The sequence below is a fragment of the Haladaptatus litoreus genome (assembly GCF_900156425.1).
Taxonomy (GTDB): Archaea; Halobacteriota; Halobacteria; order Halobacteriales; family Haladaptataceae; genus Haladaptatus; species Haladaptatus litoreus.
This window is the reverse complement of the sequence record NZ_FTNO01000001.1, coordinates 1,185,419-1,201,779: the sequence shown is the minus strand read 5'-3', so window position 1 is coordinate 1,201,779 and position 16,361 is coordinate 1,185,419. Positions and strand designations below refer to the sequence as shown.

Genomic DNA, 16,361 nt, shown 5'->3' with positions numbered 1-16,361 from the left:
ATTGCAGAAGCCATTTCTTGTAGAGCAACGTACAGGGCCGTTCGCGTCGAACACTCAAGCGAACGATGACGGAAACGAACACGGTGCGCGGGACGACAGTCGGACGGGTGGCGCTTCGCGTGAACGACCTCGACCGAACCAGTTCTTTCTACGAGCAGGTCGTCGGCCTCGAACCGCAATCGAAGGGCGACCAAACGGCCGCTCTCGGAGCGGGAGGTGTGCCGCTCCTCGAACTGGTCGAAGATGCCGACGCTCCGGAGCGAACGCGGGACGAAACCGGCCTGTTTCACACGGCGTTTCTCGTTCCGTCGCGGCGCGCGCTGGCGGACGCGCTCGTTCGTCTCGAAGACGAGTGGGAGTTGACCGGAGCCTCAGACCACCGCGTGAGCGAGGCGCTGTACTGTCGCGACCCGGAAGGAAACGGCATCGAACTGTACCGCGACCGGCCGCGCGAAGCGTGGCCAATTGGCGACGACGGGCGAGTGCAGATGGACACGCTTCCCCTCGATACCAACGAACTCCGCAAGGAGGCGACAGAAACTGAGACAGTTCCGTCGAATACCGTCGTCGGTCACGTTCACCTCGAAGTGTCCTCGATAGCCGCCGCGCGCGAGTTCTACGCCGACGCGCTCGGGATGAACGTGCGACAGGAGTACGGCCCCTCCGCGCTGTTTCTCGCGGCCGACGACTACCATCACCACGTCGGTTGCAACGTCTGGAACAATCGCACGAAACCGGCAGACGGACGGGGTTTGGAGTGGTTCGAGCTCGCCGTTCCGAATCGTGAAACGCTCGAAACGGTTCGGGAGCGGTTCGCCGCGCGCGAGATTTCTGTGACAGAAATAGAAGACGGAATCGAAATCACGGATTCGGACGAAATCACCGTTCGTCTACGCGCGCATGACTGAAATGTGACTCATCGTGGTGAAATTATCTTCTAAATTAATTAAACGAGTGAATGAAGTCGTATTCATCGGTGATAGCGGCGTTCACACTATTTTCACCCCAAAATAGTATCAATATTAAATAATAACATAGTGAGTATGTCGGCGCATGATTTATATATTCCTTCTCGGATGTGAACTGTATGAGTGATTTCAGTAGCGGAAATGAAGTGATAACGCGCTCCGAGCACGGCGTCACAATCGAAAAATCGTTCGACGGCGAGGAGTTTGCGGTGCCAGCAATCCGGTTCGAAGTCCGTTCAGACTGCGACGACGTGGTCACCGTGCGAGTGACCGACCGAATCCCCGACGATTTCCCGATGGACAACGTCGGGTTCCACCCCGAATACGAGAACGAAAACTGGACGGCGTACAAAGACCACCGCGTCCAGTTCGAACGCACCCTCGAACCGAACGAAGAACTGACGACGGTGTACGGAATCCGACTTACGGACTGGCAGGACGCGGAATCGTTCCTCATCGAACCCGAACTCGAAGAGGTCGCGCCGGTTACGAACGGTGCGAGTACCGAGACGGAAGGTCGCATGGAAGAACACACGATTACCGACATCGTGTCGGAAGACAGCAGTCAGGTCGTCCGCGATGTCATCGCGGGCGACAGCGGCCTGCCGGGACTCGGCGGCAGTGGGGAGAACACCGACCCGCTCGCGGACGCGGGCGCAAACGCAGGTGACCCACTTGCGGCAGCGTCGAACGACCCACTCGCAGAACCGGCGGACGAATCGGTTTCGGAGACTGCGGAGGCGGCGGATGCGACGGACGACCCGATTGCCGAGACGACCGCCGACCCGCGTTCGGAGTCCACGACGGACGAAGAAGAAACCGAATCGGAAGCGCCGTTTACCGACGACGACGGCGAGATACTGGATGAGTCGGACGAATCCATGGATTCGTCCGATTCGACGGACGACGTACTCGCCGAACCGGACGACGCAGACATCCTCGAACCGCCTGCCGAAGACGAGGCTGTCGAAGTCGAACAATCCGCTTCGCCACCACGTCCCGGAAGCGTCGCCGCCGCACTCGCAGACGAGATTCGTGCGGGAGAAGTGAGCGACGCCGACCTCAAACTCATCCAGCAAGAACTCGACCTCGACACGCCCGAAAGCACGAACGTCCGTATTCGCCACCTCCAGTCGCGCGTCGACGACCTCTCCGCGTACACCGAAGCACTCGAAGAGTTCATCGACGACAACGGAACCGCACAAACGGTCATCGACGGATTCGAGAGCGAAGTGGAAGCCCTCCGCGACGAACTCGGAGCGATGGACGACGACATCGAGAGCGCGAAAGACGAAGGCGCGCAAGCGCGCGCTCGCGTCGCAGACCTCGAAACCGACCTCGAAGAACTCGACGGAAAACTCAATGACGTCGACGACCTCGGGGACAATCTCGATACGCTCGACACGCAACTCAACGACTTGGAAGACCTCGTCGCAACGAACACGCAGGAAGCATCCGCGCTGGACGACGAAATCGAAGATCTTCGCGACGATTTCGACAACGTGGAAGCCCTCGAAAACGACATCGAAACGCTCGAAAAGAGCGTCGCCGAAATCGAAAGCCTCACCGAAACGGTGTCCGACCTCTCCGACTCCGTCTCGGAAGCCGAATCCGAACTGGACGACAAAATCGACAGCCTCCGCACGGATATTTCCGCTGTCGAGAGCGAACTGAACGAAATCGAAGACCTCCAGTCGGACATCTCGGAACTGGAAGACGAACTGACCGAACTCCGCGAATGGCGCAACCAACTCGGCTCCGTCTTCGGCGGTAACTAACCCCTTTTTATTCACTTGCGGGCGCAGGCAGGAGTCACCTGCCTTCAGGTACGTTTGTATATGATGAGGAAACTAGCCATGACGCCACAGACGGTGTCCGATTCGGATGGCGAACCGGACGACGAACGCCATCTGTACGGCGAGCCGCAACACGAAGTCTCCGAGTCCGACGACCCTGACGAGACGCTGTACGGAACGCCACAACACGAGACGTACCAGTCGCTTCCCGACTTCGAACTGTTTCGCCTCGACAGCGTCCCGTTCGACGGCCGAGCGGGCCGTTTTGACCGCACCAGCCACTCCAGACAATCCGAGCAAACCGGCAACTCCGAGGGCTTCAGCCAGTTCGCTCAGCAGAACGGAACCGCAGTCCGAACGGTGCGACTATGAAATCCAAACCGGATAGGTCGGAGATGGCGGAACGATGTGATAGCTGTGGCAACGAGACGCCACACGCTGTGAGTATCGAAATTCGAACTGAAAACGAGAACGCAAAAAACAGTGAGTTCTCGCGAGAGCCGTACCGAATTAGCACCTGCGTCATCTGCGGGGACGAGACGAGTCACCGAATGAACGACCGATAGTCAGAACTCCGGGTCTGACCGTCAGTCCCGCCCGTCACCGGGACCGACCGCGAGCGCGTTTTTCACGAGACTTCGATGTCCACGGCGAAGACGTTCCGAAACCGCCTGATGCGAGATGTGGAGGTCACCGGCGAGGTCGTCCGCAGTCGCATCCCGCGGCACGTCGTAGTATCCCGATTCGAGCGCCATCATCAGCGTTTCGTGCTGTTCTTCCGTCAGGCCGAACAGCCCGTGGCGCTGGTCGCTCATCTCGTAGATGTTCCGCAGGTCGAGGGTGAGGCCCGTTTCTTCGCAAAAGTCGTAGGTCGCGGACAGCGCGTCGCGGTTCGGGAACAGGGTGCGAAGCCGCCACCGGTTTTCCTTGCCGCGGAGGTTCAGTATCGTCGCCTCTTCTTCGACGAGGATGTGGATGACGACGCGAATCTGTTCGACCCAGTTCATCCGATACAGTCGCTCGTCACCGAGGTCTTCTAACAGAGTCACTTCCTCGACGCTCGGGTCGTCACGGAGGGCCTCGTCCAACTTATCGAAGTCGTCCGCAGTCGCCCAGAGATACGGGAGCACGCGGTCGTTGTCGTGAGCGGCAACGCGAACGATGTCGAACTCGGCGTCCGGAACGTGTTCCAACGTCTTCCTCAATGCGAACTCCTGTGCTGGGAGTTCCATTTCCGCGATGGTACTCATATGCACTCAAAGGCCTGCATCCGTGATACGTGCTACGGCTACGTCACACCGCCACCGCGCGTGTCGAACGATTCGTACTCGTTGGTCGTGACGACCTCCCGGAGGTGCTCCCCAACTTGCCACACGTCGTGAAAGCCGACGTAGAGCGGTGCTGGACACACACGAACCACATTCGGCGGTCGGAAATCCACGACGACGCCGCGGGATTTCAGCGCCTCGTTGATTCGATACGCTTCCTCGTGTTCGACCGCGACGTGGCCCCCTCGTCGCGCCGGGTCGCGCGGCGTCCCGACTTCACACTCCGGAATCTCGTCCACCAGTTCGATTAGGTAGTCCGTCAGTTCGAGCGATTTCGCTCGAACTGCCTCGATACCGGTTTCGGAGAAGGGTTCGAGCGAGCCGAACAGCGGGGCGGCGCTGAACACGGGAATCGTCCCGATTTGCCACGCACCCGCATTTTCTGCAGGTGTGAACGTCGCGTTCATCTCGAACTGAGTGTCCTTGTCGTGACCCCACCAGCCAGCCAATCCGGGCGTTTCGCCGAAATGGCGCTCGTTGACGTACAGTCCGGCAATCGCCCCCGGCCCGGCGTTCAGATATTTGTAACTGCACCAGACGGCGAAATCTACGTTCCAGTTCGACAGTTCGTGCGGAACCGCACCGACCGAGTGGGCGAGGTCGAATCCCGCCAGCGCATCGTGCTCGTGAGCCGCGCTGGTGAGGCGTTCGATGTCGAACAGTTGGCCGCTTCGGTACAGAACCGATGGCATGAACAGGATTTCAGTTTCCGCAGAAAGCGCGTCGATAACGTCCGCTTCCTCGATAGTGCTGCCATCTCGGCTTTCCACCACGACGAGGTTTTCCTCGGGGTCAACGCCCCGTCGTTCCATCTGCGCGCGAATCGCGTAGTGGTCGGTTGGAAAGTCGAGTTCGTTGACGACGACCTCACCACCGTCGTAAAACGTCGAAAACAGCGCGTGAATATTGACGGTCGTGGAGTTGCCGACGACGACTTCCGACTCCCGCGCACCGACGAGCGGCGCGAGTCGGTCACCCAGACGCTCGCCGTAGTGGAACCACTCGGGGTCTGCGTCCGTCCATCCACGGATTCCCTGCTCGCGCCACTCGTCCACCGCGTTCGACAACGCCTGCTCGGCATCCTCCGAAAACGGGCCGAGGGAGTTGCCGTCCATGTACAGTTCGCCATCCGGAATGTGAAATCGGTCACGCAGATGGGACAGCGAGTCGTTTTCGTCCCGTCGTCTGGCGTCTGCTTCGCCGGTATCCATACGGGTCGTTTCGGGCGATGACACTTGACTGTCCGCTTGTCAGCACCGATTTCTCCTTGTCGATACCGACGGACTTCGTCCACCGCTTGCTGAAAGTATAACACATTCCCTCTCAAGAAACGAATATGGACGACGAAATGGCCGCCGCAGTCGAGCGAATCGAGGCGATGGGCGTCCCGCCGTGGCACGCGATGTCCGTCGAGAGCGCCCGCAGAATCGAAGACGACGTGTTCACCCCGGACGAACAGGAGGAAATCCATTTCATCCGCGACCTCTCGATTCCCGGCCCGGAAGGCGACATCCCGATTCGCGTGTATCGCCCAGACGTAGCGGACGCTCCTGTCGTCGTCTTCTACCACGGCGGCGGGTGGGTGCTGGGAACGCTCAATTCCATCTACGGCGTCTGTCGAGAGTTGGCGAAACGGGCGGAGTGCGTCGTCGTCTCGGTCGATTACCGACTCGCGCCGGAGCATCCGTTCCCGGCGGGCGTGGACGACGCATACGCGGCGCTCGAATGGGTCGAAGAACACGCCGAGTCGTTCGACGGCGACCCGACGAAACTCGGCGTCGCGGGCACGAGCGCAGGCGGAAACCTCGCGGCGGTGACGGCGCTCAGAGCGCGAGAGTTCGACGGGCCACGGATTTCGCATCAGTGTCTCCTGTATCCCATCACGAACCACGACTTCAGCGCCGATTCGTACGCCGAAAACGCGGACGGCCCGCTGTTGACGCGGGCGGACATGGCGTGGTTCTGGAATCACTATCTACGGAGTCCGGTCGATGGGGCGAACCCCTTCGCGTCGCCGCTTCGCGCGGACGACCTTTCGGGGCTTCCACCAGCGACCATCGTCACGTGCGGCTCTGACCCGCTCCGCGACGAGGGAATCGCCTACGCCGACCGACTCGCGGAAGCGGATGTGGCGGTTCGACACCACCACTACGCCGAGATGGCCCACGGCTTTCTCTCGCTCACGGATTCGGTTTCGACTGCGGACGAGGCGATGGGTTCGGTGACAGCGACGATTCGAGAGAATTTGGAGTAGAGCGTCGAAATCAGGCAAGAGTCGCAGTTACATCACGAACGAGATTGGCAAGGATGGCTGGAACAGAAGGACGAGGAGGCCAGTGACGAGGGAGACGACGCCGGTCGCGATGGAGAACTCCCTACCCCACGTCGAAGGGAGTCGTTCGACCGTGACGACTGTTGTGAGCGCGACCATCCAGAAGTAGTTCATTTCGCCGAAAAACGGCATCAGGAGGAAGAAGGGGCCGAGACAGACGAGGATACAACTGACGCCGTGTTCGATTCCTTTTTTTCAGGCTTAGACACCAATTCGCGCGCTGGAGAGGAATCCCATATTCCACTGTGAGAAAAAGAGACATCCGTTGTTTTTATCGGCACTTTTCCCGACCGACCCGGGAACGGAAGGATATAGCGAAATACGATATATAGATTGGTCGCGCAACAGTGAACAAAATCGAAACGAATGATTCGGTGCGTCGATTCGAGATACTGATGTAGTTTCGTGCATCACGAACTTTACCGAAGGTGCAAAAAACAAGCCGGACGTTCCAGCTATCGACGTACTCGAAAACGACGCTACCTATTATCTACGATGAACTCACTACAAAGTGCGTGTCTGTAAGTATCGTTGACATTATGAACACCTTCTACGATAGCAGTCGAGCGACCAACTCGATAGTTCGTGTGTGAAATAGGGACAGCAAATGAGAATTTCGTTACGGTCGGTGAGTCTGACGTATATTTATAAACCCATATGATTGAAGAAATAATCCTACTTTCAAACTCAGTTTGTCCCTTCGATTAGGACGCGAACCCGAGGTGAAGGAAGAAAAGTATCGGATTTGCCGTGTCGAAAGTTTTGGCTTAAACGCCAGCATTGGTATAGTATGTAAATTCACAATCCATTTCAATTTCTCTCTAAAATAATATCGTCTTTGATGGGGCCAAAACCGATGCAATGGCAGTACTATTTTCGACGATATGGAGTGTTTTGGCGCTCAAAAAGAGGTCCAAAAATAGGGATAAAGTCCCTTATCACTCTGTATGGGACAAATTGAAATACCGAGACAGAGAGATGGAATCATGGCCGACGAGACGAGCAGAGCTGTCGTGAAGACATACATTCCGAAATATCAGAAAGAAGAGTGGCAGTCGCACGCCGACGAACTCGACATGAGCCAAAGCGAGTTCGTCAGAACCATGGTACAGGCCGGAAGACGCGGTCTCGAGATGAACCCCGTGCAAGCCCCTGAGGAGGGGTCGAACCCTGGGGGTGACGAACTGAAAACACGCCTGCTCGAAACCCTCGCGACAGAGGAGAACTTGTCGTGGGACGAACTGGTCGAACGGCTCGCCGGAGATTTCGAGGATAGGCTCGAAGACGTGCTGAACGAACTCCAATCTGCGAACCGGGTACAGTACAGTGGCCGCCACGGAGGATACACACTCGTCGGAGGTACCGATGGCCGCCCGTAGCCCGGACACGCCGAATCCCGACGACCCAGTCGGATATTTCCTGCAAGACCTGCTTTACCACGGGAAAAGCGAACGAACTCGAGCTGCCTACAAGCGCGTTCTACGGCGTTTCGAGACGTTTCTCACCGACCCCGACAAGAATCCCTCGGGGCGGAGTGTCGCCCCCGAAGCGGCGACACAGCGCGACTGCATGGCGTGGATTCACACTCTCCGCGGTGACCACGCCGAAAGTACCATCGCCACCTACGCCTCCTATCTGCACCGGTTTTACGGCTACATGACGCAGGTCGGCGCGTTCGAATCGAATCCGATGGCGCTCGTGGTCGAGGAGATGCACGAGTCAATCGACAAAGACCCGATGCGTCGCGAAATTTCGGTGATGGGCATGCGGAAATTCGTTTCGGAGGTGACGCATCCGCTGGAACGTGCTGTCGTCTTCGCCCTGCTGAAAACCGGGATGCGTGTCGGCGAGGTGAGCAACCTCGACCTGCGGGACGTAAACCTCGCCGACGAAGATGTGCGGGCTGCCTACTCGCTCGGCGAACGCCCGCAACTCGACGGCCGCCCCGACTCGATTTTCGTCGCCGCGGATGCGGTCAGGGGACAGGTTATCAACGGAGAGGAACGAACCGCCTCGAACAAGCGGAAACGTGAAACCATCGTCCCGGTGGACGATGAACTTCGGCGGGTGTTGGTTCGATGGCTTGCGATTCGACCGGATGCGCAATCGCCTGCGGAGCCGCTGTTCGTCAGTACGAGCGGCGACTGGGGAAACCGACTCACTCCCAAAATGATTCGGAACATCGTAGAGTGCCACGCCCGCGAACACGGATGGTATCGAACCGGTGGCGGTGCGGAAGAGAACGTCACACCCCACTACTTCCGGCACTTCTTCACGACGCATCTCCGCGACCGAACCGGCGACCGTGGCATCGTCAAATATCTTCGCGGCGACGTGGCGAGCGATATCATCGACACCTACACACACAACTGGGGGGATCGCGTGCGGGAAGTATACGAAGCGAACATCTACGCGCTGTCGTAAACCGACTGTGACGCGACCCATCTGGTGGAATTACCGACCCAATTTTCGAGCTGTGCCGAAACGACTTCGATTTCGGGGGAGACGAACTCGGTGTAGGGTTGCAACCACTTCCTGATTTTGTTTGACACAGGGATAAAAACAGACGAGAGACTTTCGCAGTTATCCCACCACGACGCTCATATCGAAGCGACATGGTATCGGAAACCGGAGGCAAACGGAAAGCCGAACGACAGCGGCGAGATTGTCGAATGATTCTTCGGCGGAACCCCGGGAAACGACAGTACTTCGAACGTTCGAATCAGCGGAGTAAGACTACGTGTTTTTCGGGGTGCTGTATTGTAGGACACGATGAAATGGTGGATTAGAACCAATGCGTCTGTCCGATACAGGCCTCATAAATTCTATTGCGCTATACGAAAGTGGGTCGAGAATCGTAACTCGTGGATTTCGTCTCAAGTCGGTAAAATGGAATTGTAACGAGCGTTACCGGCATAGGTGCGAGGATTACGATGGTTCAACAGGAGGTAGGATAACTCTACAAAATTGAAAGTTCTGTGTGCTTTATCAGAGATACTGACTTACAGGTGGGAGAGGGAGAGATGTCCGAGAACGACAATCACGACGCTGAATTTGTAGAACCGACTGAACGACGCTCGTTCATGAAAAAGGGCGCGCTCGCAACGGGCGCACTCGCGCTGGGTCTTGGGAGTACCGGAAGTGCGTCGGCACAAAACCAGAACGTGCTGGTGTACACCTACGACTACCACCCTGGAGTCCAGTTCCGCGTGACCGCATCACTCGAACAGTCGACCACGGTGCGACTGCTCGAGCGACCAGGTGGAGGGGACGTCCCGGAAATCACCCAGCCAGACGACTACAGTGGCTACGTCATCCGCTACCAACTAGGTGGCGGGGATCAAGGTCAAATCACGACGTTCGTCTTCGGCCGCGACCTCTCGCTGAGTACGGATAGCACACGCCGCTTCTCCGGTGATGCATCGATATTCAGTAGTACACTCAACCTGCTTAGCACCACCATCCAAGGTGGTGGCGGTAACGGTGGAACGACCACCACAACACAAGGAACCACCACAACAACACAAGGAGGAGGCGGAAACAATACCGGCGGTAACGCCTCCAACTGAGGCTCGTCCGCCTGAACCACATCGAACGATTCTTTTTCAACGAAGCCACGATTCGGAAAAGAGCGACGGCAATCAGTCGTCCGCAGTGACTGCTTCTTCGTGGTCAATATTCGTCCCCAGTACGTCGAGGAATTGGGAAATCCACTCGACGTGGTCGCCCCAATCACGGCCTGTCACGAGGTTTCCATCGGTCGTCACGCCGTCGTAGTACTCCCCACCAGCACCCTCGACATCGGATTTCAGCGCGGAGTAGGCCGAACACGTCCGTCCTTCGATAACGTCCGCCGCGGCGAGAATTTGGGCGGCGTGGCAGATAGCGGCGATAGGTTTGTTTTCGTTGTCGAAGTGCTGAACCACTTCGATGACTTCGTCGTAGTTTCTGAGGTACTCGGGTGCGCGACCACCCGGAATGACGAGGGCGTCGTAATCCGCAGGGTCGATGTCGTCGAACGACGCTGTCAGCGCGAAATCGTGCCCTCGCGTTTCCAAATACGTCTGGTCACCTCGGAAGTCGTGAATCGCGGTCTTCACCGTGTCGCCGCCGTCCTTGTCGGGGCACACTGCATCGACTTCGTGACCCACCGCTTGCAGTGCTTGAAACGGCACCATAATTTCGTAATCTTCGCCGAAATCGCCGACTATCATCAGCAGTTTCTTCCCGGGCATCGAAGATCATACGACGGAATCGAGCAAATAGATACTGGTGACCAAACCAGTCGAAGTGGTGTCGAACTCGGCTTCGAGAAATCATTTTTCTCATCGACCGTGGCGCTCTCGAAACGAAGCGTAGTCGCGTCCGAGCGATTCCGCATTTTCGCGCACCCAGTCGGTGAATTTCGTCGTTCCTCGTGGCGGCGTATCTGTTGTCAAATAGCCGTCCATGAGAACCGTCGCTTCGTCCCACGTTAGAATCGTATCATCGACGAACAGTTCGAGCAGTTTCACTCCAGCGTATGCGAATCTGAGTGGGAGACGAAGAATCCGACAGCGAACGTCGAGCAGGTGGGCAAACTCTTGAAGTAGTTCTTCGAAGGTGTACACATCCGGACCAGCAACGTCGATAGTTACGTTTTCGTTTCGCTGGCCGTGTTCGATTGCGATGTCGGCAACGTCACCTGCATAAACCGGTTGCACTCGATAGTCACCGTTTCCGAAGACACCGAACACCGGGAGCCGTCGCATGAACCATGCGATGTTGTTCAGTAGAATATCTTCCACCCCGAAAATCAGCGTCGGGCGGAGAATCGCCGTCGAAAGGTCGGACGCCGTGACGATTTCCTCGACTTTGGCCTTCCCACGATAGTATGGTGGGGCGGAGCGAGACGGGTTCGATACGCTGAAATGAACGAGGCGGCGGACACCTGCGGCATCCGCCGCCTCGATGAGCGTTCGACTGTTGTCGATGGCGTCCGCGAACGTGGTGCCATCCCGTGGAATCCGAATCCAGTAGGTGTTGTACAGGGTATCGACCCCGGTCAAAATCTCGATGAGAGCGTCGAAATCGTCGAACGCATAGGGTTCGGTTCGAACCCGTTCGGAGAACGCAGTGCGCCGATTAGGGTGGTTAGTGAGAGTCACCACATCTCGACCTGCATCCAGCAATCGGTCTGCGATGTAGCTCCCCGTGAAACTGAACGCGCCCGTGACGACATCCGTCGAACTATCCGGCATACGACAGTAATCAGTTGGGTACTACAGTGACCAATAACGTTCGGATTTTGGAAAACACCGAACCCCATTTCCTCTCCGCACCATGATAGCAGACGACAAAACCAAATAACCGTCCATCCATTTTTCGATGAATGCAAATCGACTACCAGCGCGAACGTGCGGAGTTCGAGTGGGATATTCCGGAAGATTACAACCTCCCGGCAGTCATCGAGTCGCACGCCGAGCAGTTCGGCCATCGACTCGCGATCAAATTCCGCGACGACGAGGGAGGAGAGGAACAGAGAACCTACGCCGACCTGCGCGACGATATGAACCGATTCGCCAACGCCCTCGAATCGCTCGGCGTCGGCGAAGGTGACCGTGTGATGCACCTGCTCCCGCGACATCCTGACGTGTTCGCGATTCAACTCGGGGCGCTGAAGCGCGGCGCGATTCTGGTACCGTGTTCGGCCATGCTGAAGCCGAAAGACCTCCAATTCCGCGCGAACGACTGCGAGGCGACCACCATCGTCTGTCACGACGAACTGACCGAGATGGTCGAACCGATTCTGGACGAGACGCCGTTGGACACGATGGTTGTGCTGGACGGGTCGCGGACGGGTAGTTGGGAATCCTTCGCCGCGTTGGTCGATGGCGAATCGACCGAACACGACGGGCCGGACATCGGCGCGCAGTCGCCGATGTCCATCAACTACACCAGCGGAACGACCGGCCAACCGAAACCCGTGCTTCACCGCCATCGCTGGATGCACTGTTTCGAGCGTGTCAACGGACGATACTGGTGGGGCGTCGAACAGGGAACGGATTTCGAGGACGAACTCCTGTGGGCGACGACCGGCACCGGGTGGGCCAAATGGTTCTGGAGTCCGGTCGGCGTCGCGCTGACGACGGGCGCGTCGCAGTTGATTTATCGGGGTGATTTCGACCCTAAAACGTTCCTCTCGTTGATGGAAGAAGAGGGCGTCACCCGGCTCTGTGCGGTGCCGACGCAGTACCGGATGTTCACGCAAGAAGACGACATGGCCGACTACGACCTCTCGCTCACGGAGGTCGTTTCGGCGGGCGAACCGCTGAACCGCGAACCGATTCAAGCGTTCGACGAGGCGTTCGGCGTGACGCCGCGGGACGGCTACGGCCAGACCGAAACCGTCGCACTGGTGACGAACTACCCCGGAATCGACGTGAAACCGGGAAGCATGGGTAAGCCGACACCCGGACTCGGCACGACCATCATCGACACCGTAGACGACGAGGAAGTCGAACCCGGCGAAATCGGCGAAATTGCAGTTCCCGTAGACAGCCCCGCGATTTTCGACGGCTACTTCGAGAAGCCGAATCTGGACGAGAAGACGTTCTCGGGTGCCTACTACCGAACGGGTGACTTGGCGAGCGAGGACAAGGACGGATACTTCTTCTTCGAAGGGCGAGCGGACGACATCATCATCTCCTCGGGCTACCGAATCGGCCCGTTCGAGGTCGAAGACGCGCTCATCGGCCATTCGGCGGTTGCGGAGGCTGCCGCGGTCGGCAGTCCCCACACTGAACGCGGAAACGTCGTCAAGGCCTACGTTATCCTCGCGGATGGCTACGAAGGAAGCGATGAACTCGTGGAGGAGCTACAGGAGTACATGAAAGAAGAGACTGCACCGTACAAGTATCCACGCAGAATCGAGTTCGTGGACGAACTGCCGAAAACCTCCAGCGGAAAAATCAGGCGTATCGAACTCCGCGACAAGGAACAGGCGAAGTTCGGGTAGTCGAATGTAGGTGTTCGCCTACTCGACGGCGTATCCCTTCTCTCGCAGAACCTCCCCCACTCGCTCGCGGTGATTCCCTTGAAGTTCGATCGCTTCGTCCTGTATCGTTCCGCCGGTCGCCATCTTTCGCTTGAGTTCCGACGCGAGTTCTTTCAGATTGGCCGAATCGGTGTCGAACCCTTCCACGATGGTCACCGGCTTGTCGTAGCGTCGTTTTTCGATTCGAATCGTGAGGCGTTGTTCGGTTCGCCCCAAATCCTCGTCGATGCCGAGTTCTTCCGGTAGTCCCGTGATGGAATTGAAGTCGTCTTTTGCCACGGCAGATGAATCTATGGTATCCAGTACCTTGGCTCTGTCTCACAATGTCCCGAGAAATCTGACAAACACTACTTCTCACATTTCTCGCCGTGGTTGTGCGAGTAGATGCCGATACGACCGGGCCTGTAGTTGAGTATCAGGTCGTGACATCCGTCCTCCGTGTACGTCACATCATTTCGGTCGTCGGCCACCGCTATGGACAGCGTGTACCGAGCCGGCTTGCTTGCCCACTCTTCGTGATTGACGCGAAAACCTTCGATGTCATCGCTCGCCACTCGGCGAGAGAGTTCGTGGATACGGGCTCCGTCCCGTTCAAATACGATATGAAATTCATGTGGTTTGTCGTCGGCGTTGATGAAGTCGAGACGACCGAACCTCGCTTCTGGAGAATCGAGAATCCCGAGACAGCCGGAACCAACAATCGGTGCCGTGGTGGTAGCGGTGAGGAAGGCTCTTTGTCGAAAATCTGACACAAGCATGGATCGTGACAAATGTCTTCCCTTCGGGAACCGCAATCTCAAGATTCTAAACCCACCCGCGCGTCGTCTGTGCCATGAACCGAGTCGCAGTCATCGGCGCGTCGATGACCGAGTTCGGCAACCGCGAGGGGTGGATACGCGACCTGCTCGCTGAAGCCGGACAGGCCTGTCTCGACGATGCTTCTGTCTCGCCACTGGACGTAGAACATCTCTACGTCTCGAACATGGCGAGCGGCGAGTTCGAGGGCCAGACGGGGATTCCGAACGCATTGGCACACGATTTGGGCGCGCTTCCGGCCTACACCCAGCGGGTAGACCAGACGAGCGCGAGCGGCGGAGCAGGAATTTATTCGTCGTGGCAATCCGTCGCGTCGGGGGCGAGCAACATGACCATGCTCGTCGGCGGCGAGAAGATGACCCACAAATCCACCGCCGAGGCGACGGACGTAATCGCCTCGCTGACCCACCCCGAAGAGTACAAACACGGCGTCACGCTCCCGAGTTTTGCGGGGTTGACCGCCCGCAGGTACCTCCACGAGTACGACGCGCCGCGCGAGAGTTTGGCGAAGGTGGCCGTGAAGAATCACAAAAACGGCGTCGATAATCCGCACGCCCAGTTCCGCAAGGAGGTGGATTTGGAGACGGTGATGGACTCGCCAATCGTGGCCGACCCGCTGCGACTGTACGACTTCTGTCCCATCACCGACGGGAGCGCGGCGCTCCTGTTCTGTCCCGAATCGAAGGCGAAGGAGTACACCGACGACTACACCGTGATTTCGGGTATCGCGGGCGCGACGGACACTCACGTCGTACACCAGCGCGCCGACCCCACCGTGATGGGTGCGGCCTACGAGAGCAGCGAACTCGCCTACCAGATGGCCGAACGCGACCCCGACGACGTGGACGTGGCGGAACTCCACGACATGTTCACCATCCTCGAATTTCTCCAGAGCGAGGCTGTCGGCTTCTTCGACCAAGGGGAAGGCTGGAAAGCCGTCGAGGAGGGTGTCACCGACCGCGACGGGGAACTCCCCATCAACACCTCCGGCGGCCTGAAATCTAAGGGTCACCCGCTCGGCGCGAGCGGGGTCGCACAGGCGTACGAACTGCATCAACAACTGCTCGGCGAGGCCGGAAAGCGACAGGTTGACGCGGAAGTCGCACTGGCCTGCAACGTCGGCGGATTTGGAAACTGTGTCACGACTACCATCATGGAGGCGCGATAATCATGCCGCTCGAAGCACATCGCTGTCCGAACGGTCACCTGACAAATCCGGGGCACCCGCGCTGTCCGGAGTGTGCGGAACCGCAGACAGAAACCGTGGATTTGACCGACAGAACCGCCGAGGTCGTAACGTGGACGACCAGCACCGCGACGCCGCCCGGCGTTCGGCAGCCCAATCACCTCGCAATCGTGGAGTTCGATGTAGATGGCGAGTCAGTGCGGACAATCGGGCAAGTGACAGGTGGTGACGAGGTAGCGATTGGCGACGAGGTTCGACCAGTGTATGCGGATGAACTTCGTGATTCGGATGCCGGGATTCGAGAAAAAGAGAGTCAGGACTGGGACGGCTATCGGTTCGAACCTACGACATGATGTGACGGGAGGAGTTTTTGTCTGATTAGCAGGTTCGATGTCTCGTTTGCTTCGGTGTGGCTATCTACTGCCGGCTCCAATCGTACCGCCACCGCACGCGCTACCAAGTCAATTTCGGACTTTTTGAATAGACACAAACCACGGTGGCGCGCGTCGGCAGGCCTGAGGGAACCCCGAAGGCCTGTCGAGTATCGCGCGAGATCTTCGTGAGCGACGCAGGAGTTCTCGTGAGTGACGGAGGAGCGAACGAGAGCAGGAAAGAGCGTGTCTCTTTCCGTGCGAACGAATGGCTCGTCAGAGCTTGGCTCGGACGGCGGATGACGGAGCGCCGAGAGGCGCGAAGGAATCGGTTGGGGAGGATGTGGCTGTCGCGGTGCGGTTGTGTGTTGCCGTGATTTGTAATCGACTTAGTCAAAAATGATTCTCTAAACTGTGACTGAATCTGGAAAAGATATTCTTCGTTGACTGATGCGTTTTCAGTCCACTGATTTCAGTGGAGTCGGCAACAGTTAGCATCACCGAACACAGCAAGAAAACGATAGAGTT

The 16,361-nt window shown here is 57.9% G+C and carries 18 protein-coding genes; 11 read left to right on the top strand and 7 right to left on the bottom strand.

Features of this window, described 5'->3' with window-relative positions; translation table 11 throughout:
- Positions 1 to 65 precede the first annotated feature (65 nt).
- The 4 genes from BW974_RS06265 (at position 66) to BW974_RS06250 (ending at position 3,330) form a co-directional block, all read left to right on the top strand.
- Positions 66 to 908, top strand: coding sequence for a VOC family protein (locus BW974_RS06265; protein WP_076428996.1), 843 nt, complete (start codon positions 66 to 68; stop codon positions 906 to 908).
- Positions 909 to 1,087: 179 nt separating this feature from the next.
- Entirely contained in the window at positions 1,088 to 2,746 is a 1,659-nt protein-coding gene (locus BW974_RS06260; RefSeq protein WP_076428994.1) for an AAA family ATPase, read from the top strand.
- Positions 2,747 to 2,824: 78 nt separating this feature from the next.
- Positions 2,825 to 3,136, top strand: coding sequence for a hypothetical protein (locus BW974_RS06255; protein WP_076428992.1), 312 nt, complete (start codon positions 2,825 to 2,827; stop codon positions 3,134 to 3,136).
- Positions 3,133 to 3,330 (top strand): DUF7835 family putative zinc beta-ribbon protein, encoded by a 198-nt coding sequence (locus BW974_RS06250; RefSeq protein WP_076428991.1) that lies wholly within the window; start codon positions 3,133 to 3,135, stop codon positions 3,328 to 3,330. The genes BW974_RS06255 and BW974_RS06250 overlap by 4 nt, the downstream gene beginning before the upstream one ends.
- Positions 3,331 to 3,351: 21 nt before the next feature.
- Here the strand turns inward: BW974_RS06250 and BW974_RS06245 are convergent, their stop codons facing one another.
- Positions 3,352 to 4,014: a helix-turn-helix domain-containing protein gene (locus BW974_RS06245; RefSeq protein ID WP_076428989.1), complete on the bottom strand. Its 663-nt coding sequence runs from the start codon at positions 4,012 to 4,014 to the stop codon at positions 3,352 to 3,354.
- Between the two features lie 38 nt (positions 4,015 to 4,052).
- The gene (kynU, locus tag BW974_RS06240) at positions 4,053 to 5,303 is read right to left on the bottom strand and encodes a kynureninase (protein ID WP_076428987.1); all 1,251 of its coding nucleotides are present in this window, start codon (positions 5,301 to 5,303) and stop codon (positions 4,053 to 4,055) included.
- A gap of 125 nt (positions 5,304 to 5,428) precedes the next feature.
- Here kynU and BW974_RS06235 point away from each other — a divergent pair, with 125 nt between their 5' ends.
- Positions 5,429 to 6,346 (top strand): alpha/beta hydrolase, encoded by a 918-nt coding sequence (locus BW974_RS06235; protein ID WP_076428986.1) that lies wholly within the window; start codon positions 5,429 to 5,431, stop codon positions 6,344 to 6,346.
- 27 nt (positions 6,347 to 6,373) lie between these two features.
- On the opposite strand, the gene BW974_RS06230 is transcribed toward BW974_RS06235, so the two are convergent.
- Positions 6,374 to 6,610 (bottom strand): copper chaperone, encoded by a 237-nt coding sequence (locus tag BW974_RS06230; protein ID WP_084186202.1) that lies wholly within the window; start codon positions 6,608 to 6,610, stop codon positions 6,374 to 6,376.
- An 800-nt stretch (positions 6,611 to 7,410) separates the two neighbouring features.
- Between BW974_RS06230 and BW974_RS06225 the strand changes: the two genes are divergently transcribed.
- The 3 genes from BW974_RS06225 to BW974_RS06215 all read left to right on the top strand — a co-directional run bounded on the left by BW974_RS06225 (position 7,411) and on the right by BW974_RS06215 (position 9,993).
- The gene (locus tag BW974_RS06225; protein WP_076428982.1) at positions 7,411 to 7,803 is read left to right on the top strand and encodes a DUF5805 domain-containing protein; all 393 of its coding nucleotides are present in this window, start codon (positions 7,411 to 7,413) and stop codon (positions 7,801 to 7,803) included.
- Positions 7,790 to 8,848, top strand: a complete 1,059-nt coding sequence (locus tag BW974_RS06220) for a tyrosine-type recombinase/integrase (RefSeq protein WP_076428980.1) — start codon at positions 7,790 to 7,792, stop codon at positions 8,846 to 8,848. The genes BW974_RS06225 and BW974_RS06220 overlap by 14 nt, the downstream gene beginning before the upstream one ends.
- Positions 8,849 to 9,447: 599 nt before the next feature.
- Positions 9,448 to 9,993: a twin-arginine translocation signal domain-containing protein gene (locus BW974_RS06215; RefSeq protein ID WP_076428978.1), complete on the top strand. Its 546-nt coding sequence runs from the start codon at positions 9,448 to 9,450 to the stop codon at positions 9,991 to 9,993.
- A gap of 72 nt (positions 9,994 to 10,065) precedes the next feature.
- On the opposite strand, the gene BW974_RS06210 is transcribed toward BW974_RS06215, so the two are convergent.
- Both BW974_RS06210 and BW974_RS06205 read right to left on the bottom strand, forming a co-directional pair.
- Positions 10,066 to 10,659 carry a DJ-1/PfpI family protein gene (locus BW974_RS06210; RefSeq protein WP_076428976.1) on the bottom strand — a complete coding sequence of 198 codons (594 nt, stop codon included), beginning with the start codon at positions 10,657 to 10,659 and terminating at the stop codon, positions 10,066 to 10,068.
- A gap of 90 nt (positions 10,660 to 10,749) precedes the next feature.
- Complete coding sequence (locus tag BW974_RS06205) at positions 10,750 to 11,664, bottom strand: SDR family oxidoreductase (RefSeq protein WP_076428974.1); 915 nt, start codon at positions 11,662 to 11,664, stop codon at positions 10,750 to 10,752.
- Positions 11,665 to 11,795: 131 nt separating this feature from the next.
- Here BW974_RS06205 and BW974_RS06200 point away from each other — a divergent pair, with 131 nt between their 5' ends.
- The gene (locus BW974_RS06200) at positions 11,796 to 13,421 is read left to right on the top strand and encodes an acetate--CoA ligase (RefSeq protein ID WP_076428972.1); all 1,626 of its coding nucleotides are present in this window, start codon (positions 11,796 to 11,798) and stop codon (positions 13,419 to 13,421) included.
- A gap of 18 nt (positions 13,422 to 13,439) precedes the next feature.
- On the opposite strand, the gene yciH is transcribed toward BW974_RS06200, so the two are convergent.
- Together yciH and BW974_RS06190 are read right to left on the bottom strand one after the other, a co-directional pair.
- Entirely contained in the window at positions 13,440 to 13,739 is a 300-nt protein-coding gene (gene yciH, locus BW974_RS06195; protein WP_076428970.1) for a stress response translation initiation inhibitor YciH, read from the bottom strand.
- A gap of 68 nt (positions 13,740 to 13,807) precedes the next feature.
- The gene (locus BW974_RS06190) at positions 13,808 to 14,218 is read right to left on the bottom strand and encodes a hypothetical protein (RefSeq protein WP_076428968.1); all 411 of its coding nucleotides are present in this window, start codon (positions 14,216 to 14,218) and stop codon (positions 13,808 to 13,810) included.
- A gap of 74 nt (positions 14,219 to 14,292) precedes the next feature.
- Between BW974_RS06190 and BW974_RS06185 the strand changes: the two genes are divergently transcribed.
- Entirely contained in the window at positions 14,293 to 15,444 is a 1,152-nt protein-coding gene (locus BW974_RS06185; RefSeq protein WP_076428966.1) for a thiolase family protein, read from the top strand.
- A gap of 2 nt (positions 15,445 to 15,446) precedes the next feature.
- Positions 15,447 to 15,815 (top strand): Zn-ribbon domain-containing OB-fold protein, encoded by a 369-nt coding sequence (locus tag BW974_RS06180; RefSeq protein WP_076428964.1) that lies wholly within the window; start codon positions 15,447 to 15,449, stop codon positions 15,813 to 15,815.
- Positions 15,816 to 16,361 lie beyond the last annotated feature (546 nt).